24 protein-coding genes and 2 pseudogenes are annotated in these 25,369 nt (G+C 31.9%); 23 read left to right on the top strand and 3 right to left on the bottom strand.

Features of this window, described 5'->3' with window-relative positions; genetic code table 11:
• Nucleotides 1-131 precede the first annotated feature (131 nt).
• From AAHM80_RS08015 to AAHM80_RS07995, 5 genes and pseudogenes are all read left to right on the top strand, one after another.
• Nucleotides 132-341: pseudogene (locus AAHM80_RS08015) on the top strand (DNA adenine methylase); the annotation flags it as partial.
• Nucleotides 342-402: 61 nt separating this feature from the next.
• Complete coding sequence (locus AAHM80_RS08010; protein ID WP_342259853.1) at nt 403-699, top strand: helix-turn-helix domain-containing protein; 297 nt, start codon at nt 403-405, stop codon at nt 697-699.
• Nucleotides 680-892: a winged helix-turn-helix domain-containing protein gene (locus tag AAHM80_RS08005; protein ID WP_342259852.1), complete on the top strand. Its 213-nt coding sequence runs from the start codon at nt 680-682 to the stop codon at nt 890-892. Before AAHM80_RS08010 ends, AAHM80_RS08005 begins: the two co-directional genes overlap by 20 nt.
• Nucleotides 886-1,446, top strand: a complete 561-nt coding sequence (locus AAHM80_RS08000) for an IS630 family transposase (protein WP_342259390.1) — start codon at nt 886-888, stop codon at nt 1,444-1,446. The genes AAHM80_RS08005 and AAHM80_RS08000 overlap by 7 nt, the downstream gene beginning before the upstream one ends.
• 16 nt (nt 1,447-1,462) lie before the next feature.
• A pseudogene (locus AAHM80_RS07995) lies at nt 1,463-2,053 on the top strand (DNA adenine methylase); the annotation flags it as partial.
• Between the two features lie 3 nt (nt 2,054-2,056).
• On the opposite strand, the gene AAHM80_RS07990 reads toward AAHM80_RS07995, so the two are convergent.
• On the bottom strand, nt 2,057-3,775 hold the full coding sequence (locus AAHM80_RS07990) for a hypothetical protein (protein ID WP_342259851.1): 1,719 nt from the start codon (nt 3,773-3,775) through the stop codon (nt 2,057-2,059).
• 738 nt (nt 3,776-4,513) lie between these two features.
• Between AAHM80_RS07990 and AAHM80_RS07985 the strand changes: the two genes are divergently transcribed.
• Nucleotides 4,514-5,677 carry a tyrosine-type recombinase/integrase gene (locus AAHM80_RS07985; RefSeq protein ID WP_250311975.1) on the top strand — a complete coding sequence of 388 codons (1,164 nt, stop codon included), beginning with the start codon at nt 4,514-4,516 and terminating at the stop codon, nt 5,675-5,677.
• Nucleotides 5,678-5,781: 104 nt separating this feature from the next.
• On the opposite strand, the gene AAHM80_RS07980 is transcribed toward AAHM80_RS07985, so the two are convergent.
• The gene (locus tag AAHM80_RS07980) at nt 5,782-6,012 is read right to left on the bottom strand and encodes a hypothetical protein (protein WP_342259850.1); all 231 of its coding nucleotides are present in this window, start codon (nt 6,010-6,012) and stop codon (nt 5,782-5,784) included.
• A 188-nt stretch (nt 6,013-6,200) separates the two neighbouring features.
• Between AAHM80_RS07980 and AAHM80_RS07975 the strand changes: the two genes are divergently transcribed.
• The 17 genes from AAHM80_RS07975 (at nt 6,201) to AAHM80_RS07895 (ending at nt 24,203) form a co-directional block, all read left to right on the top strand.
• The gene (locus AAHM80_RS07975) at nt 6,201-6,509 is read left to right on the top strand and encodes a hypothetical protein (protein ID WP_342259849.1); all 309 of its coding nucleotides are present in this window, start codon (nt 6,201-6,203) and stop codon (nt 6,507-6,509) included.
• The gene (locus tag AAHM80_RS07970) at nt 6,509-7,066 is read left to right on the top strand and encodes a TraE/TraK family type IV conjugative transfer system protein (protein WP_342259848.1); all 558 of its coding nucleotides are present in this window, start codon (nt 6,509-6,511) and stop codon (nt 7,064-7,066) included. The genes AAHM80_RS07975 and AAHM80_RS07970 overlap by 1 nt, the downstream gene beginning before the upstream one ends.
• Complete coding sequence (locus AAHM80_RS07965; protein WP_342259847.1) at nt 7,063-7,530, top strand: hypothetical protein; 468 nt, start codon at nt 7,063-7,065, stop codon at nt 7,528-7,530. The genes AAHM80_RS07970 and AAHM80_RS07965 overlap by 4 nt, the downstream gene beginning before the upstream one ends.
• Nucleotides 7,496-7,825 (top strand): hypothetical protein, encoded by a 330-nt coding sequence (locus AAHM80_RS07960; protein ID WP_342259846.1) that lies wholly within the window; start codon nt 7,496-7,498, stop codon nt 7,823-7,825. Before AAHM80_RS07965 ends, AAHM80_RS07960 begins: the two co-directional genes overlap by 35 nt.
• A gap of 65 nt (nt 7,826-7,890) precedes the next feature.
• Nucleotides 7,891-9,339 (top strand): TraB/VirB10 family protein, encoded by a 1,449-nt coding sequence (locus AAHM80_RS07955; protein WP_342259845.1) that lies wholly within the window; start codon nt 7,891-7,893, stop codon nt 9,337-9,339.
• Nucleotides 9,339-9,614 carry a conjugal transfer protein TraV gene (locus AAHM80_RS07950; RefSeq protein WP_342259844.1) on the top strand — a complete coding sequence of 92 codons (276 nt, stop codon included), beginning with the start codon at nt 9,339-9,341 and terminating at the stop codon, nt 9,612-9,614. The genes AAHM80_RS07955 and AAHM80_RS07950 overlap by 1 nt, the downstream gene beginning before the upstream one ends.
• Nucleotides 9,604-12,123, top strand: a complete 2,520-nt coding sequence (locus AAHM80_RS07945; protein ID WP_342259843.1) for a TraC family protein — start codon at nt 9,604-9,606, stop codon at nt 12,121-12,123. The genes AAHM80_RS07950 and AAHM80_RS07945 overlap by 11 nt, the downstream gene beginning before the upstream one ends.
• Nucleotides 12,124-12,244: 121 nt before the next feature.
• Nucleotides 12,245-12,883 (top strand): type-F conjugative transfer system protein TraW, encoded by a 639-nt coding sequence (gene traW, locus AAHM80_RS07940; protein WP_342259842.1) that lies wholly within the window; start codon nt 12,245-12,247, stop codon nt 12,881-12,883.
• A 60-nt stretch (nt 12,884-12,943) separates the two neighbouring features.
• Nucleotides 12,944-13,108 carry a type II toxin-antitoxin system Phd/YefM family antitoxin gene (locus tag AAHM80_RS07935; protein ID WP_342259396.1) on the top strand — a complete coding sequence of 55 codons (165 nt, stop codon included), beginning with the start codon at nt 12,944-12,946 and terminating at the stop codon, nt 13,106-13,108.
• Nucleotides 13,109-13,119: 11 nt separating this feature from the next.
• Nucleotides 13,120-14,109: a conjugal transfer pilus assembly protein TraU gene (gene traU, locus AAHM80_RS07930; RefSeq protein ID WP_410521501.1), complete on the top strand. Its 990-nt coding sequence runs from the start codon at nt 13,120-13,122 to the stop codon at nt 14,107-14,109.
• Nucleotides 14,110-14,126: 17 nt separating this feature from the next.
• Entirely contained in the window at nt 14,127-14,501 is a 375-nt protein-coding gene (gene trbC / locus AAHM80_RS07925) for a type-F conjugative transfer system pilin assembly protein TrbC (RefSeq protein ID WP_342259397.1), read from the top strand.
• Complete coding sequence (traN, locus tag AAHM80_RS07920) at nt 14,498-16,312, top strand: conjugal transfer protein TraN (protein ID WP_342259841.1); 1,815 nt, start codon at nt 14,498-14,500, stop codon at nt 16,310-16,312. Before trbC ends, traN begins: the two co-directional genes overlap by 4 nt.
• Before the next feature lie 22 nt (nt 16,313-16,334).
• On the top strand, nt 16,335-17,222 hold the full coding sequence (locus AAHM80_RS07915; protein ID WP_342259840.1) for a conjugal transfer protein TraF: 888 nt from the start codon (nt 16,335-16,337) through the stop codon (nt 17,220-17,222).
• The gene (locus tag AAHM80_RS07910) at nt 17,191-18,516 is read left to right on the top strand and encodes a conjugal transfer protein TraH (protein WP_342259839.1); all 1,326 of its coding nucleotides are present in this window, start codon (nt 17,191-17,193) and stop codon (nt 18,514-18,516) included. Before AAHM80_RS07915 ends, AAHM80_RS07910 begins: the two co-directional genes overlap by 32 nt.
• A 45-nt stretch (nt 18,517-18,561) precedes the next feature.
• Nucleotides 18,562-21,276: a conjugal transfer protein TraG N-terminal domain-containing protein gene (locus tag AAHM80_RS07905; RefSeq protein WP_342259838.1), complete on the top strand. Its 2,715-nt coding sequence runs from the start codon at nt 18,562-18,564 to the stop codon at nt 21,274-21,276.
• Nucleotides 21,266-22,483 (top strand): tetratricopeptide repeat protein, encoded by a 1,218-nt coding sequence (locus AAHM80_RS07900; protein WP_342259837.1) that lies wholly within the window; start codon nt 21,266-21,268, stop codon nt 22,481-22,483. Before AAHM80_RS07905 ends, AAHM80_RS07900 begins: the two co-directional genes overlap by 11 nt.
• A 16-nt stretch (nt 22,484-22,499) precedes the next feature.
• Nucleotides 22,500-24,203: a type IV secretion system DNA-binding domain-containing protein gene (locus AAHM80_RS07895; protein ID WP_342259836.1), complete on the top strand. Its 1,704-nt coding sequence runs from the start codon at nt 22,500-22,502 to the stop codon at nt 24,201-24,203.
• A 180-nt stretch (nt 24,204-24,383) separates the two neighbouring features.
• Here the strand turns inward: AAHM80_RS07895 and AAHM80_RS07890 are convergent, their stop codons facing one another.
• Nucleotides 24,384-25,337 carry an Rpn family recombination-promoting nuclease/putative transposase gene (locus AAHM80_RS07890; RefSeq protein ID WP_342259835.1) on the bottom strand — a complete coding sequence of 318 codons (954 nt, stop codon included), beginning with the start codon at nt 25,335-25,337 and terminating at the stop codon, nt 24,384-24,386.
• Nucleotides 25,338-25,369: the final 32 nt, after the last annotated feature.

Raw genomic sequence — 25,369 nt, 5'->3', positions numbered from 1 at the left:
AGACAGATAGGATTTACTAAATATAGTGTTTTTATATTAAATAAAGAAAAAACCTTAGAATTAGCAATTTTTCTGGCATTTAACCTTATTTTTTATTATAATCTATAGTAGAATATTTAGTAAATAACTTCATGTCAGTAACTATAAAAAAAACACCACCATTCATCCAATGGGTTGGTGGTAAAAGAAAAATTGTTGATAAATTAATTAAATATATTCCTTCAGGAGTAAATAATTATTACGAGCCTTTCCTTGGAGGTGGGGCTTTGTTCTTTCAAGTAAAATATATGTTTAATAAATGCTATCTATCTGATATTAATCTTGACTTAGTAACGTCTTATACCAATTGCAATAATTAACGCAGTGGTGTAAAATGGGTTTTTAACTGATAAAGGTACTCAAATGGCTAGGTTAATATTACCGCAAGGTTTTCATGGTCATGATTTTATAAAAATGATGAAACATGAGCCGCATGGTCGAAATCGTATACGTTTATTGGCGATGTATTACCTTCAATTAGGCAAATCTTTTAAAGCCATATCTGAAATAGTGAAGTCACACTGGAAAACTGTACAATCATGGCTCAGAAGATTTAGGAATCATGGTTTTGAAGGATTATTTGAATCACAAAGAAGCGGTGCCCCTAGGAAGATTAACACTATACAAGAGTCTGCTCTTTTTGATAAAATCAATACGTAAAACTGGTGGGTATATAACTGGAAAGGAGCTACATATCATGTTACTTGAGGAATATGGTGCTAAATGTACTTTAAAAACAGTCTACAATACTATGCACCGCCTTGGTTTTAGCTGGATTACTTCTCGTTCAATGCATCCAAAGTCAAATCAAGAGACTCAAAATACATATAAAAAAACTTCCCAGACATGCTAACAGAATTATTATCAAAAAATATCGATAGATGTAAAGTTGATATATGGTCTCAGGATGAAACTCGAGTTGGGCAACAAGGTAGCTTAACTCGTATATGGGCTAAGCGTGGCACTAGACCCCGTAAAGTTCGGCAACAGCAATTCATTTCAACATATATTTATGGAGCTGCTTGCCATGATACAGGAGAAGCTTTTGCATTAATTTTACCATATGCAAATACACAGGCAATGAATAAATTCTTAGAAGACCTTTCTCGCAGTATTCAAGGCAACCGACATATAGCTTTACTAACGGATAATGCAGGTTGGCACACAGCCAAAAAACTAACTGTGCCAAGCAATATCACTTTGATACCGCTTCCGCCCTATGCACCGGAACTTAATGCAATGGAACAAGTTTGGGAATGGATCAAAAATCATTTCTTGTCTAACCAATGTTATGGTGTATATGAAGATATCGTCACTATGGCTTGTTACGCTTGGAATCAATTTGCTCATAATGTAGATTTAGTAAAATCAATTATGTATAGAGACTGGATAAATACACCGTGTTAATTATTACAATTGGTATTATAATGCGGTTAAAAAGAATCCAGAAGAAATAAGTAAGTTACTTGATTTACATCAAGCAAACCATTGCAAAGAATATTATTATCAAGTCAGAAGTGATAATAATAGTAACAATCCTAATGAAATTACTGCAAGATTTATCTATCTTAATAGATATTCCTTTAAAGGAATATATCGTATCAATACCAATGGTGATCCAGTCCAAAGTTTCTCTGGTAGAAACTACCATAAATCTGATATTACTAGTAGATTGCAACAATGTAGTAGTTTATTATCTAGTACATCCATTTGCACTATAGATTTTTCTTTTATTGAACCGCAGAAAAATGACTTTGTCTATTTCGATCCACCTTATCACAAATCTGGTGAGAAATTCTATACTAGATTGCCATTTGATGAACAAGAACAAATGAGACTAAGAGATTTTGCTAAGGAACTAGATAATAAAGCTGTTAAGTTTATGATTTCTAACAGTGATACTCCTTTTATTAGAAGTTTGTACAAAGATTTTAATATTAATATTATCAAGGTTACCTATTCTATGACCCAAACAAGAAAAACTTCTGATGAAGTAATTGTTACAAATTACTAATTTTTAAGTAGTAATCTTATAATGATCATTCCAGCTAATTAATTCAAAACTACAATTTTGAGTTTGAAAAGCGGCTTCTAAATCTTGTATATGACGATCTCTAATGTAATAATCGTAAAAGGCGGAAGTAGATTTGAGAGTTACTTTTTTATTGATGTCATCTTCTTGTACCACAATTAATTTACTAAAGGTAGCGATATCAATATATTTATTGTGTCGTTCAATTAAAAACTTTCTAGCTTTATACCATAATGAATCAGGATTTAATTGCTTAGCTAGTTCAAGCAAATAAGCATTATTTTCATCTTTAGTATTATTTCCTTGTGTTGCTGATATAGATTGCTTGTATGGTGTAATTTGTAACTTTGTTATTTTATTACCATACACCATTTGTACTTGCTGTAATATTTTAGTTTTAATATGTTCTGATAAGGCAATATCTTTTAACAATTTGAACTGAAATTGATTTTCTACCACTTTACCAAATGCACAAGAAGTCAGTAATGAATAAGCTGTATCAGTATCAAAAATGCCAGAAATTTTACGTTTTAACTGAGCCTGCCGGCTAGTATCAGTACTATATTCTATCTTTTGTAAGTACTGCTCTTTCGCTTTATTCTCATCACTAGATTTAAACTGGAAATTGCTAGAATTAGCTTTAGTAGTTTCTTGTAGTTCATTGCTTAAAGCTTTAGCCATATAGTTCAACAGCACTTTCTTATGACCAAAATGATGATTTGAATATTCCCCAGCTAACTTTAATAACAACTTATTGATAAAGTCTAAGTTAAATTCTCGATTTGATTTAATCTGCAATAAATCAGCATCTTCTTGAGTTAGAGGATAAAAATCAGCTAATCTTTTTCTTCTGAACCAGCTATTTTTATGGTTTACAACTGGAATGCCTGAACTATTGGAGCAATTTGACTCTACTACTGGCTGACATTTCTGTGAGACTTGCTGAACAACTTTTTGTAATGTTGTACTGAGTGGCAAGGCATCTCTCATAGGGTTTTCAGTAGATGTATTAGTATTATCAACTTGTGCTTCATCTGATAATTCTTGTTCAAATTGTAAAATTTGCTCAATTTTTTGCTGTGGTAATTGCTGGTTATTATCAATTTCATTAGCATCAACTTGATTTTGTTCATTTTGAAAAATTTCAGATTTGGTAGATCTAGATTTATTAGATATATTTTTATTATTATCTATATATATAGAGTGGTCCAAACTTTTTTGGGGTTGAGGCAAAAATTCTTTGGGGTTAGCCCCAAAAGTTTTTTGGGTTGAGTGTAAAATTTTTTCATTTTCAGTAGAAAGTGATTGAGAATAAGGCTGGAAATTTTTAGCAAGTTTAATACAAGGAGTATTACGACACTTAATGCCATATTTGACTATGGTTGCTTTACGAAAAACAATAAAGCCAGCTTTCTGTAACTCTAACAAACATTGTCTAACCCTTTCTTGGCAAACCCCTAGAGATTGTTCAAAGAAGTTATAAGTTTCCTGGAGTTCATCTAAGCTATTATTATGATAGATTTGCAAGCGAAATACGATCAATGATAGAAGCTGCCTGGCAGTTTTACTTAAAACTTTACCAGTGTTGGAAGAAAGGTCACGCCATTCAGGTGGCACAAAATTACCAACGAAGTTGTAAAATATTACGGAGTTACTACTGTTTTTAGTAACAGATTTAGATAAGTTACAGCATATATGCAGCATATAGATTCCTTCTAAACATCATTATAGAAGGACTTTCAGGACAATTATACTGCTATTTTTACAGCATATATACAGCATAAAAATTTTTCATAAAAAAGCAGATTATTGCAATATAATGAAAAAGCTTTGAGGTAGGTGGTGCCGCTAGGAGGGATTGAACCTCCGACCTCATCATTACCAATGAGACGGTTATGTTTTTTATCCAATCTCCTATCCTAACATAAAGATTAGAATTAATATCTTTATCTCTTCTGTTAGTTCTTAAAGTCCTAGTACTCATGGTATTTTCCCCTATTATCAACACTAAAACTTAAAGTTTAAGCAAAATTAAATTATCTGTCAATATTTTTCATATAAGGTCACACCTGAAAATAATAGGAGCATATGGGGAGCATATTAGATGGATAAAAATGCCACATATAAAATCAACTTCCCTCTATTTTTTCTATAGCAATTTTAATTTTATTTTCTTTGCCTAACACTTTCTTTGATAATCTTATCCACAGCATTAACTAAATCTTTAGTTACAGTTAGTTGCAAATTATTAATAACACTAACTGATTAGGTTATATTTATCAAAGCTTTCTTATTGTATTGATTTGCTATTTCATTAAAAATATATTAAAAAAATAAGAACTAATATAAATAATTTATATACTAATAATTATGTAGTATTAATTAGATAAGGTAAATTAATAATAAATAGCTAATTATCAAAGTAGCAATATAGAGCATAAAATGTTAGAAAAATCATTATTTTTTACTAAAGATGTGCTACAAAAAATTGAATCTCCTAAGGAAAAAAGAGATATTTATAAAGATATTAAAGAAGCAGGTTTAATTCTGATAGTATCATATGGTGGCAGTAAAACATTTTATTTAGGCAAAAAAATTCAAGGAATGTACCATAGAATAAAAATAGGACGTTTTCCTGATTTATCTATTGTTAATGCTAGAATGAAAGCATCTGAGTTAAAAAGTCAAATTGTAAAGGGTATTAACCCTCTAGAAGAAAAAACTAAGCTATCTAATGAATTAACGTTTAAAGAACTATTTGATAAATACATCAATGATTATGCTAAATATAACAACAACACTTGGCAAGATTGTATAGATGAGGTAAATAGACATGCCAAGTGTTTTTATTCAAGAAAAATCTCTACTATTAGCAAAACAGATATTCAGCAATGGTTTACTGAGACTACTAAAATTGGGAAACATGCTGCCAATAAGGCTTTAGCGAGGATAAAAGCTATATTTAATAAAGCTATTGAATGGGAGCTAGTTAATTTAAATCCTGCTGTTGGAATAAAAAAACACAAAGAAGAATCCAGAGACAGATATTTAATGAGAGAAGAGTTATCAGGGTTTTTTCAAGGTTTAAAAGAAGAGAAAAATCAAATAATGCAAGATTTTTTCTTAATCGCTTTATTTACTGGAGTACGTAAAAATAATGTACTTACTATGCGTTGGGAACATATCAGCTTTGCTGATCAAAAATGGTATATTCCAAAGACAAAGAGTAAGAATAAAGAATCTTATACTGTAATATTAGCAAATGTAGCAATGAAAATACTAGAGAAAAGAAAAAGAGAGTCTAACAGTGAGTGGGTATTTCCCAGTGAGGGAAGTAGCACTGGTCATTTACGAGAACCTAAAAAAGCTTGGGGAAGGATTTGCCAAAAAGCAGAACTTAAAGATTTAAGGATACATGATCTTAGAAGAACCCATGCCAGTTGGATGGCTATTAGTGGAGCAAGTCAATATGTAATTGGTAAAGCTTTAAATCATAAAGACTCTAGGTCAACAGAAATCTATGCTAAATTGAACTTTGATCCAGTACGAGAATTTGTAGAGAAAGCCATTAATGAAATTATAACTATCGCTGAAAAGAAGAATTAATAAACTAAATATAGTAAATGCACTATTTAAATTTTTAAAGCAACCTTATTACAAAAATGATAAAATATTAACAACAAAGATTATTAATCAATAATAATACAATCTTAATTAAAATTCATTTTATTAGTTAAAGTCAGGGCAAATGGTATATTATCATTTTGTCCTATGAGGAAATTATAATAATTCGTCGCCACATCTACAGCATCACAGCTACAATGGGATTGAATTGCCAGTTTCAAACACTCCATTTTTAACTCTATATCACTTGTAAACATAATATTACTAATCATTATTAGATTTTCACTAATACTAACAAATCTAAAGAAATTAATCAACAATTAATCTCTCAATAAACATTGTATGTCTCCCGATTATCGCAGTTTTATATTAGCTATATAATTTCTTACATTAGTCTAAATGATTCATTGGCAAAATAACAATAAAACTATTAATGTCTCAGTTGTTAGAGAACTATAAAGAGCATTAGCAAAATATAAAGATTATTAGTAGTTTGAATAAACTTATGCAAAATTTGAATCAAAATCAAAGATTATATTGGTCATTATCAAAGCCATTAAAATATATGGGTTTAAGTTTAGATGAGTGGGGGATAACTTTAGTAGGTGTAGTACCTGGTATAATATTACTTAATAGTGGTAATGCTAAACTAGGATTAGTATGCATGATAGTTGGTATTGCTTTATGTTATGCATTTAAGAAGTTTAAGGGTGTTTCAGAATATTTTTTACTAAAAAGTTTTTTAGTAGCAAAGAAGTGGTTGCCTGCTCCTGCCTGTTACCCTCTATTACTTGGTAAAATAGTAGGAAAATAATGGATCAGTTGTTTAAACAAGCATCTATTCAGCAACTAGTTAGATATAACAAACATTTATTGTTGGTAACTGTATTGCTAGCAGTTACTAGTTTACTTGCAACAATTAAGCTAATAAGTAAAGAAGAAAAATGGTTATTAATTCCAGCAATAGAGCCAGATCGTCGCATGATAGTATCATCAAAAAATTATCATGAAACTTACTTGCAGGAATGGGCAATATTTGTAATGAAAGGTTTATTTACCACTTCACCAGAAGAGGTAGAAAGACAGATAGCTGATATGAAAGTAGTCTCTAGCAGTACAGAACAGTTAGATAAATTTTTTCAAGAACATTTACAATTTGTTAAGGGTTCTAATGTGTCTTCTGTTTTTTTCTCCAAAAAAGCAAAAGTAACTGATGATGGAGTATTAATTCAAGGGACGTTTCGTTATTGGTTTGGTGATAATAAGCATATTGCAACTGATAAGATTTATCTGTTAACTTATAAGCGAGGAGCTAATCACCTATTATTGCTTACCGGTATTAAGGAAGAAACTAATCAGAGAGAAATATGACTATTAACAAGCAAAATAATATAGGAATCAAGTCAAGGATTAAGCAATATCTGGTGTTTTCTTTAATGCTATTATTATCAAATTTTTGGTTTAATAATGTTTATGCTATAGGTTACATGTTACATAATGATTCTTTGTTAGAGTTACAGATCGCTAAAGATGCTCCGACTAGAATTAATATTGAAGGAGAGAAGATAAATGATATTTTCATTCACCCTAAAGAAGCAGCGGAAATAGTAGTACATGATTCTGGTTGTTTGTTTATTTTACCTCAGCAAGATAACAATAAGGTGTATTTGAGCATAATTGGAGAAAATGGCACAATACAGGATTTACTCTTACGTTTTACTAATAAAAATTCAACTCCTGTAAGACTGATTAAGTTTGATGTATCAAGAGAATTAGCTAATAACAAAGAAGAGAATAACAATGAATATAAAGAAAAATATAAAAGTAAAAAATAGTAAGCAATATATTAGCATAATTGTTCCTATGTTTTTAACATTATCAATTATGTTCTGTGTCAATATGTTATTTCCTGAAACGTCCTTTGCTACTACTTTGGAAGGGCAATTAGATAGGATAGGAGGAATTTCTACTGGTAAGCTTAAGACTATAGGAATATCTGGAGCAACTATCCTATCATCTATTTGGGCAGTAGTAAGAGGTAATATTAGGCTAGCAGGAGCTATTGTCGCTATTGGTATTATTCTAGGTTTTTACTTAGACTGGGTCTCTAGTGGTATGAAGATTAATTAAGCATAAATCAAGTAAGATAAATAACTACATATAAAAAGTTAGTAAAGTCTGAAGTAGCATAAGTAATGATGAAAGAAAATCAACAGCTAAATGACAAACAGGAAAAGACAGAGGAAAAATCAGATGATAGTAAACTATCATCTGAGTATAATAAAAAATTATCAGAATTTATAGATATCATTAGCAAACAACCTATAATTTCCTTGTCCTGTATAGGAATAATAGCCATCTTAATATTTTATTATGTTTCTGAAAGTAAAGTAGAAAATCTAGCAAACCTTGAAGAAGAGCGTAAATCACGGACTGAGCTATCTGGAATAGAAAAGGCAGTAGATCCAAGAGCTAGATGGACAGAAGAAGTGCTAAATGAAGTAAAAGATATGAAAAATCGTTTAGAGAGTTTAATAGAAAATAAATATTTAGAAACTAAAAATAAAATTGATGATGTTCAGCAAAAATTGGAATTATTAGAAAGTAAGGCTCATGAGGAGACTATATTATATGATGGTAATAGTTTTAATAATAATCAGCAAGTACAAGATTTAACAAATGAGCAACATGAACAAATAATAACAGATTTACCAGCAAAAAGGCAATTTGGATATGTTAAAAGAGCTGGATGTCAAGTAAAAAAAGATGTTAAGGATTATATCACCACTGGCAGTTTTGCTAGGGGAGTTTTACTAACTGGAGCAGTAGTAGGTACTGGTACTAATAATGCTGCAGCCCCTGAACCAATAATGCTTAGGTTAGTCGATACAGCTATTTTTTCGAAAGGCAATAAGACAGAACAAATAAAGGAGGCTATTCTCATCGGTTCTTGTAGTGGAGATATTTCATCAGAAAGGGCTAAATGTCGCTTAGAAACTGTCTCACTGCTAAACCGTAACGGTGATATTATTGAAAAGTCAGTAGAAGGCTGGATAATAGGGGAAGATGGTAGACCTGGCATTAAAGGGGTAGTAGTAGATAGATCATCTGACGTAGCAAGAATGGCAGTACTTAATGGTGTACTTGGTGGTATAGCTCAGTTTTTCCAGAATCAGGCAACAAATGGAGTATTCCCAATATCACCAATTACTGGTCAGCAGAATGCTTTAAAAGCCAAAGATGCACTAAAAGGTGGTATCTATGCAGGAGCTGGTAATGCTTTAGAGAAATTAGCTGATTTTGCTATTAAACGGGCTGAATCAATGAGTCCAGTAATTGTCGTGGCTTCTGGTAGAGTGGTCGATGTGGTGTTTAGAAAAGGTTTTGATTTAAAACAAGATGATGCAAGTCAAAATGTCAATAGATTATTACCACCAACTACTACTGATTATTCACAAAATACAACAAATAATCAGCATTATAATAATTTTAATAAGGTTAAAAATTTTTCTAAAGTTTCCTCTAAACTACAAGAGCGTTTTATCAAGGATAATGAACAGGAGGAATATGAAAATAATAACCTAAATAATTTGCATAATGTTAATTGGCAGGAGCAATCATCACAGCAGCAAGGTAATTTTTGATGGGTAGTATTAACAATCAGCTAGTTAATTTTTTGTTACTGTTCGTTGTAGGCATTAATATTTGTGGTTGTGCATTAATGCCCTATAAGAGTGATTTTGATTGTCCAATTCCTGAGGGACAAAAATGTAAATCTTTATATGAAATAAATAAAATGACCGATCAGGGAATGTTTGATCCTAATAATAGTGATAATGAAAAATCTAATAAAAAGGATCAACCAAATAGATGTTGTAGTAAGCATGGTAATAGTAGGAAAATAAGCAATGCAAGCTAAGATAATACACCAAGATTTTAGTAGAGAAAGATTAGCGAAGCATTTTGTCTATGAATCATATGATGAGGATAGTCAATTATTTTTCAATCGTGGTTCAGTAGGGTTTGTCTTACTGGGCTGGCCACTAGTTGGTACAAGTGTACAAGCTCAAGGAGAAATTGCTGAGTTTCTGAAGAATGATGAAAATTTGCCAGATGGCAGTAGTTTGCAAGTATTAATGATTGGTTCTGATGATATTGAGCATTTTTTAACTAATTGGCAATTACATAGGAAAGGTGAAATTTTTATTGAACTAGCTAAAAAGAGAACAGAGTTTTTACAGAAAAAAGCTAAAGAGGGAGGAACTGTAAAAGACATAGTGTTGTTAATCTCAATTACTATTCCTACCTTAAAGCAAAACATTGATATCAATGAGATGGTAAGAAGAAGAGAAGGTTTAAAAGATACTTTTAAGTCAATTGGTTTAATAACTGAAAATATTGATGCAAAAATATTATTAAAGTTTATTCGGATAATATTTGGTTTATCTGTAAACAAACAACCAGAATTAAATCCTTATGAGATACTCTCTGAGCAGATTTTGCCAAACAATTTTTCTTTGTTGGAAAAACAAGATTATGTAAGTCTTAATGATAATCAAATATTCATTAGCTTAGAAGCCAGTAAAAGACCACCAGAGTGGAGATTATCATCTATGGATTTATTTTTAGGTAATGAAATGAGACGGGATGAATATATAAAATCAAATTTTTTAATTCATTTTGGTTTGCAAATCTTACCTAAGCAAATGGTAGCTAGAACAGCTGCCATTACCAAAAGAGAAGCATTAGAGAGGAATATTGCAGCTGGCATGGCAAAATTTTTTCCTGATCTTCAACATGAAGCAGAGGATTTAGGCAGTGCAGTCTCTTACTTACAAACTGGTGATAGAGTAGTAAATATTCATCTAAATGTCATAATGTGGGATAAAAAGGAAAAAGCTAAACAATCAGCCTCTCAGTTTTGCTCAATGTTACGCCGTAGTGGTTGGTATTTTGTTCCTTGTAAATATGATCATTTAGCAGTAGTGCTAGCATCAATGCCAATGCAATTAGTGGAGGAAATGCCATATTCTATAACTAATAGGTTTAATAAAATATTTGGCTCAAGAATAGGAGGATTAGGAATAGCCTTAAGCTCTCTTGGTCGAGGTAAAAAAACTATTTCATCAGAAAGTAAAGTGTTACTACCGATAGTCGGTGAATGGAAAGGCGATTTAAGCTCTCCTGGTATGTTACTAACTGGTAGGCGGGGTCAGATTATGTATTGGTCGCCTTTTGGTTCTGCTTTACTACCTACAGTAAAATCACAGAGTACAGCTCCTAATGAAAATTTTAACCTATGTATAGCAGGAGTTCCAGGTTCAGGTAAATCAGTATTTATGCAAGAGTTAATGCTATCAATTTTAGGAGTAGGAGGTAAAGTATTTGTCCTTGATTATGGTAGATCATTTAAAAGAACATGCTTAATTCTAGCAGGTAATTACATAGAATTTGATACAAAAAATCCCATTTCTATCAATCCATTTTCCGAAGTAGCAGAAGATGATAGTAGCAAAGCACTTGAAGCACGAGCTGATTTTTTAGCAAGTTTTCCCTCAATATTAGCAACCATGGCAGCTCCACAATATGGCACTAGTGATTTACAACAACCAATGCTGCAAAAGGCATTAATTGCCGTTTGGCAAGCCAAGGGTAGTAGTGCAGAAATCACCGATATTGCTGAATGGTTGTTGCTACGAGAAGAATCATATGCTCAAGAACTGGGTAACATGCTCTTTCCATTCACTAAAGATGGTCAATATGGTAAGTTTTTCAGTGGCAAGGCTAAATTATCACTCAATTCTGATGTAGTAGTAATCGAAACTGATCATTTACGCAGTAGTCCAGAATTACTGGTAGTAATAGTTCAGATAATGATTGTTCACATTAATCAAACAATGGTGAAAGGCAGTAGAGATAGACCATTTTTGATTATGATTGATGAAGCATGGAAGTTGCTAGCAGGCAAACGTTCAGGAGAATTTATTGAAGAAGTAGGAAGAATAGCCAGGAAATATAATGGTTCAATTACTTTAGCTACCCAACAACTAACAGATTATTTTCGCACAGAAGGTTCTGCTGCTGAGAAGGCATTTGAGAATTCATCACATAAGGTAATTTTAAAACAAAATCCGGAAGTCTTTAAGGCAATGCGTGCTAACCCTAAACTTGCGGGTTTTGTTGATGAGGATTGGAAGATAAATTTGCTACAATCTATTCATTCCAATCCGCCGCATTATAGTGAAGCAGCCATTTATAGCCCTAACGTTACAGGAGTTATTGGTAGATTGATGATTGATCCATTTACCTTACTGTTAACTTCAACTAATGCACGAGATTATCAGGCAATAGAGGACAAAATTAGTAAAGGAATGAGTGTTGCAAGGGCAATTGATAATATTTTAACCGAGAGAGGGTTACTCGAATGATTTGGAGAATTGGATTTGAAAATGAGGGGCAAGCGAGCGGAACGTACAAAAAGTACGTGAGTACGCGAGTTTCTGATATTTTTAAAAAACAATTCTTCAAAGCAAAAGAGTATATAGGTTTATGAGTTTTAGTCTAGTAAGACTGATCTTAAGTTTTTGCTTTAGTACTATAGTTGCTTCTAATAGTTTAGCAGAGGATAATAGAGCAATATTAAAAGATTATGGGATTAGAGGTCATAGTTTTCCAATCATTGAACAATCATTATTGGAGATAATTATGACAAAGCTTAAAATTGCACAGCAAAGTGGTTCATTAGAAAAAATGCAAGATGAATTTAAAGAAAAAGTAAAGGAGAAAATAGCAAGACCTGCGGCTGTATTAGGCTTACATAAAGCGACCAAGGACAGAAGTTGGACTTATGATCCAACTTTTACACAAAAGACTGATATAAAAGATCAAACTGGCAAAATAATAATAAAAGCAGGAACAAAAATTAATCCTTTAGAGACAATAAGCTGGGGAGAACCATTAATATTGATTGATGGAGATGATAAAGAGCAAGTTGCTTGGGCTAAATCAAAGATAGGCAAGCTGGTACTGACTAAAGGAAATCCTAGTCAGCTGGCACAACAGTTAAATCAGCATGTGTTCTTTGATCAAGGTGGGACTTTAACCACACGTTTTAAAATAAAAACTATGCCAGCTATAGTGAAGCAAGAAGGTAGTTTACTTAAAATTAGTGAGATAAAGATTAATTAAATATTTATAATTGTATATGTGGATAAATGTTAAGCTATAGAGAGAATTAAAGGTAATTATATGAAAAAGTGGCAATTACAAGAAGCAAGAAAACATTTAGCAAAAATAGTCGATGATGTGCTGCAAGGTGAAGTGCAAGCAATAGTAAAAGATAATGGTGAGGTAATATATTTAGTACCGGGGCAAAAATATAATAAAAATGATGAATGTAGCAAATTTAAGTAAAGTACAAGCTAATGGTACTAAGAAAAAAAGCATTGTGGATAACTATGTGTATAATTATCATTATAGCATCTAATTCTACATATGCATCAATTGGTTGTGTAGGAAGGTTTGTTAATCCAATTACTGATATATGTTGGAAATGTTTATTTCCAATTACTATAGGAGGAGTAAAAATAGTTGGTAGCCCTATGGCTGATACAAACTCACCAAGGAATATATTGTGTTTTTGTCCAAGACCAGGTATTTCAGTGCCTGTTCCTGGTATTCCGATTGGTTTTTGGGAGCCAGTAAGATTAGTAGATGTGACTAAATCACCAATGTGTATGGTGAGCCTTGGTGGCATGCAACTAGGAACAAGTAGTCAAAGAGGGATAAAAGATGATAAAGAAGGTTCAGCATTCTATCATGTTCATTGGTACATATATCCAGTTATTTATTGGCTTGAGATATTACTGGATTTTGCTTGTTTAGAGATGAGTTCAGTTGATGTAGCATATTTAACTGAGTTTGACCCATTGTGGGGAGATGATGCTAAATCTGCCATATTAAATCCTGAAAGTTTATTATTTGGTAATATTATAGCTCAATCAGCTTGTATTGCTGATTGTATAAGTTGTAGTAGCGGTAATCTTGCAAGTGATGCATTATTTTGGTGTGCTGGCTGTCAAGGGTCTATTTATCCGTTTACTGGTACTACAGGGCATCATAACGGCGGGGTAGGCACTTCAGTATTAATAGTAGCAAAATTCATAGCTAAGATACATAGAGAATTATTATTATGGGGTTATGTAGGCAATGAAGGATTATGTGGTAAATATCCAATGCCAATAATTAAAAAGAGCCAATATAGGTTGCAAATGACCTATCCGATTCCAGAAATTAATGATTGTAAAAAGATTGGTGAGACTGAAGTAATGTGGCAAGCAGGCAGAGAATTTCCAATTAAAGGAGAAGATTTTGGCTATTTAATTTGGAGAAAAAGAAATTGCTGCCTTTTTTAATTATTAATTGAACTAATATGTTTACAATAAAAAAACAATTATTATTAATATTACTAATTTTAAGTAGCACTAATGCTTTAGCGAAAGCACAAACCTATATTTTTGTCTCATTTTCGATGCCAGATACAGCATTAAAAAGCTATTTTATTGAAGCAGAACAAGCCTCAGCAATATTAGTAATGCGTGGACTTAAAAATAATTCATTTTTGCAAACTAAGGCAAAAGCTGATGAATTAGCTATTAGTTTTAATATTGATCCGAATTTGTTTGAGCAATATCAAATTACTTCTGTACCAGTAATAATAGTAGATAATGGTCAAGGACGAGTTAAGAAACTAACTGGTCATATAGCTTTAATGAAAGCTATAGAACTGATGGAGCAAGAAAATTGATACAACATTGCTGTAATTATGTGGTTTTTATTATGATTGCTTTGTTATTATTAACTTATGAACCAGCCTCTACTTTAGCATATGGCATGCAAAATAGTTACAATCAGGCAGAGCAATATAGAAACAGTCTAAGGCTTGGTAATCCTGATCAAGCTGGTAATAAAGTAATATTTGATAAAGATGCTAATGTATCACACTTAACTAATATGGGAGATAATGATTTAACTAATAAAGGTGGAAATATTTTAAATAATAGTGAAGAGGGTAAATTTATCCAACAAAATGAAGTAAAGAAAATAAATGCCTTAAAGGAATATGATTTAAATAACCAAAATCCTTTGCTAGTTAATGCCAAGAGGATTGAAGAAAATCCATTAAGACATACAGAGGGAAGTCATTTTAGTTCTAGTGAATCTGTGACTAAGACTAAAATCAATAAGAGTTGCAGGGAAGGTGTTGAGTTTGAGATAGATATCATCAAACAATTAGTCGTAGAATGTGGATTATTTGAAGGATGGGGAGATTGGCAGGATCGAAGTATGGCGATAAGTGAGGATGATATTGATGAGACTTGGACTGAACTAAAAACTAAGGAATATTACTACGATAAAAATAATTGGTGGAGAGCACAATATCAGAGAATAAGGGAAGAAGATGGTAATGTACAACAACAATTAAGAGAGATGATTGCAACTCGGCAACATACTTTACTCGAAAATATTGGTGAGATAAAAGTTGGCTATAGTGAAAAGGAGAGAAATCTGTTGTTTTATCCTATAACCATACCTACTGCTACGACAGTTAATTATAAGTATCGAGAAAAAATAAAAGAATTTAAAGAAAAAGGCGAATATTGGCAAGTTATCACTGAAGAAGCAGAAAAATTAGCAGAAGCGAATGAATGTCATGAAATAAATCGAGTTTGTCTGGAAAGTGGTAATAAGACATTTTTTGATAAATATATTATAAGCCGTCCATGTTGGAAGGAGAAAATTACCTATCAATGTTACTCTGAACCACAAGATGGTTGTAAACATTTGAAATCCCAAGGATGCCAGTTGGAAAATAGTAATTGTTTAAACAGAAATGGTAATATCTGCTTATTATGGCAAAGGAATTATAGATGTTTTGGTGAGAAGAAGAGCTTAAGCTCTTCCTTAGCAGGTGCAACTATTTTTTGTTTAGGTGGAGATTGTCATACACCGACAATTGAGCAAAATAATGATATATCAAATGTTGGTTATTTAGCCATGTTGAATGAGATGAAAAAAGATATGCAAGGTACCCCAATTTATGTCTTTAAGGGAGAATCAAATGGTTGTAGGAAGAATATTGTTAATTTCCTCAATTGTTGTTCTTCAATGAAAGGTTGGGGAAAGGATTTGGGACTAGCTAGATGCAAAGCAGGAGAGAAAGCTCTTGCCTTAAAGAGAGGGAAAGGACAATGCTATTTTGTTGGCACTTATTGTAGTCAGCGAGATCCAATATTTAAGAAATGTTTAACTAAAAAATCCACCTATTGTTGTTTTAATTCCAAGCTGGCAAGGGTTTTTCAAGAGCAAGGTAGAAATCAATTAGGAATTAGTTTTGGTTCTAGTAAATATCCAAATTGTCGCGGATTTACTGTAGATGAACTACGTCGAGTCGATTTTTCAAAGTTTGATTTAGAAGAATTATTTGCTGATTTACTGTTTGATGCTAAAAATAAGATGGGCAAGAGTTTTCCAAAACAAATAAATAATCAAATGCCAGTAATCCAAAAGCAAACACCAGTTAATGGCAGGAATAATAACCATAATTTATCATATTGAGGGACTAAAGTCATGAGTAATAATGTGTGTAACAATAAGTCGAGTAATAACCATAGTAACAGCTTTAATTCTAATTAATTATTGGCAAACAGAATCATTTGCTTTCACTACCAAGGAAATAGCTACCGATATGAGCAGAATAGAGACAGAAAATTTTACTAATAATCCATGGCAAGAACCGCATGGGTTTTTGTGGTATAGTGAACAGCCAATGAGCAAATCACCAGCATATTGTAGGTCAAAATTATCATCGGAAATAGGAAAAAAACAACAACCTCATGACCAAAGAATAGAGAGCTTAAAGCAAAAGTTTAACAATGCTCAACGCAAGGCACTTGATAATCCAACTTTAGAGAATGTTATCAAGGCTCAAAAATTGCAAAAAATAATAATGGAGAAGTCGCAAAAATTTGCTGCTATGTGGCAATTAGCAACTTTAATTGAGCCTAGTTTACTCAATAACAACGAACCAAGTAATAGTTTACATAAGAAATTATATCAGGAAACAACTGAACAAATAAATAATAACAAACTAATCAATTTAGCCAAAGATTGGGGTTTGATTTTACAGGTGAGTAACAATTGTCCTTATTGTCAAGCTTTTGCTCCTATTGCTAAGCAATTTGCTAGCAAATATGGTTTTCAGCTATTGTTGGTTTCTAACAATGGTACAGATTTTCAGAATATTAAAACTAGCAAAGATACTGGATTATTACAAGCTTTAAATCCTGAGAATATTGTGCCAATATTATATTTGGTTGATAGTAGCGGTAAAAGAATATATCCGGTAGCTAGAGAAATAATTTCGGAAGATAAGATTATTGAGAATATCATGACTATTGATCTACATTATCAAAATTTAGCAAAAAGTGAAAATAATGATAAAAAATATCACTTTAACTATAAGTAGCAGTTTATATTTTAGTATAATAGTCATAATATTGTTGATTCATGTACCAACTGCTTTAGCGTGGAATATTGGAGATGTGTTTCAAGGGATGAGCGTGAACGTTACTAAGCCTGGTTCTTACCAAGATCAAGCAGCTGGTTATTATGCGGCAGGAGGATTATCAATGCGTACCAGTAAAACATCGTTTAACCCAATTAGCATGACTCCACCATCTTTAACCATGAGCTGTAGTGGAATTGATGCCTATCTTGGTAGTTTTTCAATTATTTCCGGTGAAGAATTAGTACAGTTGATGAAAAATATTGGCTCTCAATCTAAAGCATATGTTTTTTCTTTGGGATTAAAGACTTTTGCTCCACAAATAGAGAATGGTCTTAAGGATTTACGTAACCTTGCTATGGAGATGAATCAATTTGCTAAGGGTGATTGTGAGCTAACTAAAGCTATATTTGCCTCAAGCTTACCAAAAGACTCAGCTATGCGAGAATCAGTTTGTAAGGATATGCAAGCACAATCTGGTATGGATTATTTTGCTGCTGGTAAGAGATGTCGTAATGACTTAGAGCAAAAGCAAGCATTGCAACAAGCACAAAATAAAGATCCAGAATTAATGTTAAACAATTATAATATCTTTATTAAAGCAGCAGAAAAAGTAGGTATTCCACCAGATATGAGAAATGCCATAATGTCAATGACTGGTACTATTATCATCAAGGATAATAATGTTTATTTCTTTGACTCACTGGCTAAAGATGAAAAAAGCTGGATAACTCATTTAAAAGGCGGAGCATCTGCCTCAATTTATGCTTGTGATAATAGTAGTTGTTTAAATCCAACATTACAGCGGAATATTAGTATTCTACCAGAGCAATCATATCAAGGCAAAGCTAAAATAAAATTAGATGATTTAAAAAGTAAGCTTGCTAGTAATAATGAATTTAATAATATAGATATCATGTTCCTGTCATCGATCGGTGAAGCATTTCCAATTTATGATTATATTACTTTAGAATCAATTTCAGGAGTAACTATTTTAGATAGTTCATCAGAATTAATTGCTAGTTATAGTTTATTGCAGCATTTGAAAGAAATAATATCTGAAGTACGTAAAGCAGTAACTCTGCTGAAAACTAAGCAAGTTACAGATCAACATTTAGTAGAATATTTAAAATCTTTAGATAGAGTGCAAATTTTTGCTCAAGAGAAATGGAGTAACATGCTGACAAGTAGCAATCAGATAGATAAAAGAGCTAGGTTAATAGAACAACATCTAATGGTTAAGGAAAGAAGCTAGAATTTTAAAATTAAATTTCACTGAAATTATGATACAGTAGGGAAAATGGTAGATTACGTAATACATACATTTGGTGGAGGAGATATATTATGGCATATATTTAATGGCATAGGTAGAGTATTTGCCTCAAATAGCGAATATTTTACCCCAGTAGGTAAATTTGCTTTAAGCCTGGGTGGTATTTGGGCTGCAACTAGAGCTATTTTTAAAGGGAATATTGGTATTTTTGCCATGGAATGGTTTTTCCCATCTTTTTTTATTTTTGTGTTTCTATTTACACCAAAAGCTACTGTTTGGCTTAAAGATGAAATATCGATGAGTGCTCCTGTTAAAATTGATAATATTCCAATTGGTATTGCTTTTTTTGCCTCTAGTGCATCAAAAATCAGTTATACTTTATCAGAGATGCTAGAAAAACACCTTTTGCCTGCTGATGAGGGATTATCTAGTAGAAAAAATGGCATTATGTTTGGTGCTAAAGCTGTAGGTAAAATTAAAGACCTTCAAATAGAAGATCCAATAACTTTAACCAATAGTAAAGAGTTTTTACGACAATGTTTTATGAAACCTTATGTTATTGGTAATATTTTAGGCAAAAAAGGAGCAGCACAAAAAACAAATGATATAATTGGTTTTATAGAACAAAACATGCCAAATAATTTTGGTATATACTACAAAGATCCAAGTAATTCTGCTATTAGTTTTAAAACTTGTAGGCAAGTAACTCCATTAATCAAGGCAGCTATTAACAAAGAGTTACATGAGGGGTTACTAACTAAATTTGCCTCTAGCATAGGGGTGCAATCTGACAGACCAGAACAATTAAACCAGAGATTAAAAGCTATGACTGGCGATACGCTGAAATATCTCAAGAAGGAACAAACAGATATTCATCAGTGGATGAAACAAGCAATGCTGTTAAATGCTAACCGTGAAGCCTATGATGATTGGCGGGAAAAGTTTTCATTAGCTAGAATATATCCGCAACTAGTTAGTATGAATGCTACTCGTGGATTGTTTCAACAATCATTCTCTTATTTAGTAGCCGGAGAAATGGCAGCAACTATTATGCCAATATTGCAGTCTGTATTTTTTGCACTTGTTACCTGCATGATCTTTATAGTATTTCCAATGAGTATGTTGCCTGGTGGTTATAGCATATTAAAAACTTGGATAATTTTAATAATATGGGTAACAAGCTGGTCTGTATTTTTTACCATCATTCATTGTTTGGGGATGATTAGTTTAGCTGGTAAATCTGGCTCTAGTGGATTAACTGGTTTAAATATCTTATCCCAAGGAAGTTTTTCTGAAATGATTCTGCATAGTTACGCTACCTTTCAGATGTTAGCTGCTTGCGTCCCCATGTTATCTTGGGCAGTATTAAAGGGTTGCGTTCACGCTACTACCACGCTTGCTAACCAATTTTCTCCAATATCAGTGGCAAGTGGTATAGGAGCAAACATTGCTGATAATAATATCAGCATGGATAATTACAGTATCGGCAATAGAACAATCGCCCAGCAGAGTTTAGCCCCAACTCTACAAATGGCAGGAGGTATTATTGATGATGGAGGTATGAGAGTAACCAGTACTGATAGTGGCAGACAGCTACTTACTGAGGCAGTAGATTCACTGGTAAATAATTATCGCTCCTCTAAATTATTACAAGATAGCTATCAAAGTCAGTTTACCAGCTCACAAAGCTATCTTGATGGATTAACTGATAGGTACAGTGATTTGACTACAACAGGAGAATCTTTAGCAACTGAGATAGGTAAGAGATTAAGTTATGAGGAAGCTAAATCTATAGGAATTACTGATAGTCAGTATTTAGCATTGCAGCAAACGAATTCAGATAGTGAGTCTGCTACAGAGCATACTGTCAGTCACAATAAAAAGGGAACTAGTACTAATGCAAGTGTCGGTATAAATATACCATTTACAGGAGGAATAAGTGTTGAATCATTTAATCAAGAAGGAAAAGAGCAAGGAAAATCCGTAAATCAGCAACAATCATATAATGAAGCATTATCAAAAATTAAAAGTGCTACTAAAGAAGGCAGACTCAACCAATCTAATAGTGACGTGCAATCACTAAGTAATAATCTTAATAGTAATTTTTCTGAGCAACAATCTGTTGGACAAGAAATAGCTAGAACCAAGCAAAATATGGAGCAGCTTAGTTATAATATCAATTATGTATCACAAAATTCTGCTACTATTGATCGTAATTTAAATGCACCAGTACTGGATAGCATAGTAGCAAAAAATATTCCTGGAGTTACCAGCAAAGAGCAAGCAGCTAAATGGGCAAATAGTCATCAACACGAGGCAGAGCAAATAGCTTTAGATATAGCTAAAATTAACAATATTGTGCCTAAAACTCTTAGTTCTAGCAGTAGTAGTAATATTCCATCTAAACAGGAACTACGATCAACTTTTGATAAAAATATCAAACAATTAAATGATCAAGCGACTATTGATAATAGAAAAAATGATATTTATGATAAAAATATAGAACAAATATTTACCAATAATGTAACTGCTAGTGAAGGAGAAAAAGTAAAAAATCTTGATCAGTTACCTGATAAAATAACAGATAAAACTCGGCAGATTCAAGATGAATTTAATAAGATTCCAGACTCTACAATTGTTAGAACTGCTCAGCAAGTAGTAGATAATTTTGGAATCAGTCAAGAGGCAATTAAGAAAAGAAATATAAAACTACCAGGATATAAAAAGGATAATGAAAGTTAATAAACATTATGGAAATAAATTTATGTTAAATATCAAGAAGTTGATAGTCATAGCTATTTTACCATTAACATTCTCCAACGCTACTGTTGCAGAAACAAATAGGTTATTAGATAAAGATGTTAATATAAAAGAGCAGCAAAATAACCTAGATCAACAAAGTAAAGTTAAAGATCCCCATATTTTAGCAGAGGAATATTTTAACATAGGCAGGTCTTTTTTTAAACTAGGAAAATATCAAGAAGCCATTAAAAATTTTGATTTAGCTATTAAATATAAACCTGATTATGCTGAAAGCTACAACAATAAAGGCATGACTTTAAATGATTTAGGCAACTATCAAGAAGCCATTAAAAATTTTGATTTAGCTATTAAATATGAGTCTAATTTTGCAGAAGCGTATAATAATAAAGGAGTATCTTATAAACAATTAGGGAAATATCAGGAAGCTATCATGTTATATGATATGGCTATCAAATATAAACCTAATTTTGCAGCAGCGTATAATAATAAAGGAATATCTTATAAACAATTAGGAAAGTATCAAGGTGCAATAGAAAACTATGATCTAGCTCTTAAATATAATCCCCAATATCCAGAAGCCTATTATAACAAAGGGATATCTTTAATGTATTTAGGGTTACACCAAGAAGCGATAGAAAACTATGATCTAGCTCTCAAATACAAACCTAATTATGCTGAGAGCTACAACAATAAAGGAATATCCTTATTACATTTAGGACGATTTCGGGAAGCAATTAAGTCTTATGATTTAGCTACTAAATATCACTACAATCATGTAATGGCATATTATAATAAAGCATATGCATTGAATATATTAGGGAAATATCAGGAAGCCGTAGAAAATTGTGATTTGGCAATCAAATATGATTCTAATTATGTAGCAGCTTATTTAGAAAAAGGCATAGCTTTTGAAAAATTAGGTAAACATCAAAAAGCAATAGAAAACTATAATTTAGCTATTAAGTATAAAGCTGATTTTGCAGAAAGCTATTTAGAAAAAGGCATATCTTTAAGCAATTTAAGAAAACATCAACAAGCTAAAGAAAACTTTACTTTAGCTCTTAAATATAAATCTAATCTTATAGAAGAATATGAAAAAATAATTACAGGTTTACGGCAATTAGGTAACAATCGTATGGCTGATGAATTTGAACAGAAATTAAAGATATTAAAAGATAATTTATAAACTGATAACAAACTTAATGAGCTATCAAAATCATAATCAAAATAACTTTACTCGAGGTTCACAAATCTTTGCTCATCAATTGAGAATGTTTGGACAAGGAAGTATAAATGCTGTTATGGTTGGCTTAGTACTAACTATCAGTTGGCTAATATGGCGTATATATCAGAAATTATCCTTAATTAGTTTTTATTATTTTATAATAGAGCGTTATGTTCAGTTAAAACTTGCAGTAGGACAATATTTTTATCCTGTTAATCAAATAGGTATCAAATTCTATTATTTAGAACAAAAAGCTTGGGTTTATCGTAATGCTCGAAGCTTCATTGATAAGTTCTGGTATGTTACACCTCACGGAGCAAGGATTGAGAAAATAGGGCAATTTTTATTATATTCAGCTTGGTTAGAAGTAGTAATTATCTTTACTATTGGGATAATAACTTCCACAATCTTCTTTATCTACCAAGGCAAAAAAACAATTCGTCAAGATAAAATTAGGGGAGCGGATTTTGTAGAAGCTAAAATGTTGGCTAAAATCCTGCATCAAAATAACAAAGCCTCAAAAATTAAATTTGCTGGTTTGCCGTTAGTTAAAAATAGTGAGAGGCAACATATTCTAATTACTGGTACTACTGGCAGCGGTAAAACTAATTTGCTAAATGAGTTACTACCACAAATTAGAAGACAACAAGATAGAGCCATTATTATTGATCTGACCGGTAGTTTTGTTGATAGATTTTTTGACTCTAGTTGTGATAAATTACTTAACCCCTTTGCAGATTGTACAGAGCATTGGCTGCCTTGGAATGATTGTTATGAGATTGCTGATTTTGATAATATAGCAAGTAGTTTTAGCGGCTATAATCCTAGGTTAGATGATTTTTTTGCTAAGAATGCCGAGCTAGTCTTATCTGAAGGATTAAAACTATATCAAGATAGTAAAGATATAAAAAAGCTAATTGATAGCATTATCTATTCTGATAATAGACAATTTGCTAGAATTTTTAAAAATACTGCAGTAGCAGGTATAATAAGTAATAATGCACCCGAGACATCTTCCGGTATTCAAGCAACTATTGGTAAAAATATTGCTGCTCTACAACATTTAAAGCCTAATGGTAATTTTAGTATTAGAAGATGGTTTAGTGATCCAGTTGAAACAGGTTGGTTATTTATAACTAGCACACCTAATCAAAGAGTAACATTGCGTTCATTAATTTCTGCTTGGATAAGTATTGCTATCAAAGCTCTAATGGATAGGAATACCAGAGGTAATAACAATATGTGGTTTATTGTAGATGAACTACCAGCCTTACAAAAAATACCTGCCTTGCCAGTTGTTTTAGCTGAAGCACGTAAATATGGCGGATGTTTTGTTGCTGGTATGCAGAATATTTATCAGCTAGAGGAAATATATGGTTTTGCCGGCAGTAGCTCGATGCTTGATTTATTTAGCAGTAAGTTTATTTTTCGAGTTAGTGACCAACAAACAGCTCATAGAAGCGCTTTAATGCTTGGTGAGCAGGAAATCATTGAAACACAAGAAAATCTTTCTTATGGCTCTAACACTATGCGGGATGGAGTAAATATTAACAACATAGAGAGAAAGAAATTATTAGTAATGCCATCTGAAATTATGAACCTACCAGACCTTACCTGTTATGTTAGGCTTGCTGGTAATATTCCTATTACTAAACTCACAATGAATTTGCAAACTCATTAAAATATCAAAAACTATTTTAAGGCGTTTTTAGAGGGATTAAGTAGCTTTATGTGAAAAATGCATAAAAAGAGGAAATCGCACTATAAACCCTCTCTAAATGGCTAATTTGGATTTATTTTTTAATCTATTAGTAACCATAAAGATTTTTCTTGGATTATCAAAAATATTACTAAAAATAAATTATTTTTTCTGAGCAAGAGATTGAATAAAAGATTTGTCAAGACCAGTTACAGCAGAAATAAAAATAAAATCAGAACCTTGAACTAACATTTTTTTTGCTATTTCAACTCTTTCTTCAGCTTTACCGAGCTGGATACCTTTAGCTTCACCAATCTGGATACCTTGAACTATACCCTTTTCTACACCCTCATCAATATATTTCTCAGCAATAGTTCTCATAATATTCTCCTCTTCTGTTGCAATTAAATGACTAGCTATTAGCTTCTCTAGCTCTTGTTGCCTACCTTCTTCTATCTTAGCGTCACTATACCATAAAAATGATTTTATGTAAATATAGCCTGTTGCCTTATCTATACTAATATATGGTTTAAAATTTGTTAAAAGTTCATCCCACAACTTCAATATATCTCGCTTCTGTATATTTTTCATCATAAATTCTAACATGCCAAAATGTTGCTTCTGCTTTATCTCATCATCAGACATTGCTTGTAAATCTATTAGCTTATAATCCTCACACATTACTTGCTTTGCAAGTTTAGGATCGCTAAACAACTCAAACAAATTCTTTGGCACATTAAACCTTCTAGTACCATGATAAAACACCATTGGTATTATCAACGGTAATTTATTTCTACCTTTTTTATGTCTTTCAGCTAATAACAACATATATTTCCATAATTTGAGTGCCATCCAATATTTTGGTCTTATCTCCGCCTCAATCAACACATAAACAAAGGCTTGATCATTATCTTTAGTCTTAACAGAATAGACTAAATCACTAAGAGCTCTTTTTAGGTCATCCTCAACAAATGATTCTTTCTCTATTGTTATTTTGCTTAAATCAACTATTTCCTTAACTTCTTCTGGTAAATAATGCTCCAAAAATTCTTGGGCTGCTATTTGATTGACCATTATCTTTTTAAACAATGCATCATGTTTTAGTTGGTTTGACATATTCTTAATTAGTTAATTATTATTATTGTTAA

The organism is Candidatus Tisiphia endosymbiont of Metellina segmentata (assembly GCF_964030715.1).
GTDB lineage: Bacteria > Pseudomonadota > Alphaproteobacteria > Rickettsiales > Rickettsiaceae > Tisiphia.
This window is presented reverse-complemented; position numbering and strand designations above follow the sequence as displayed.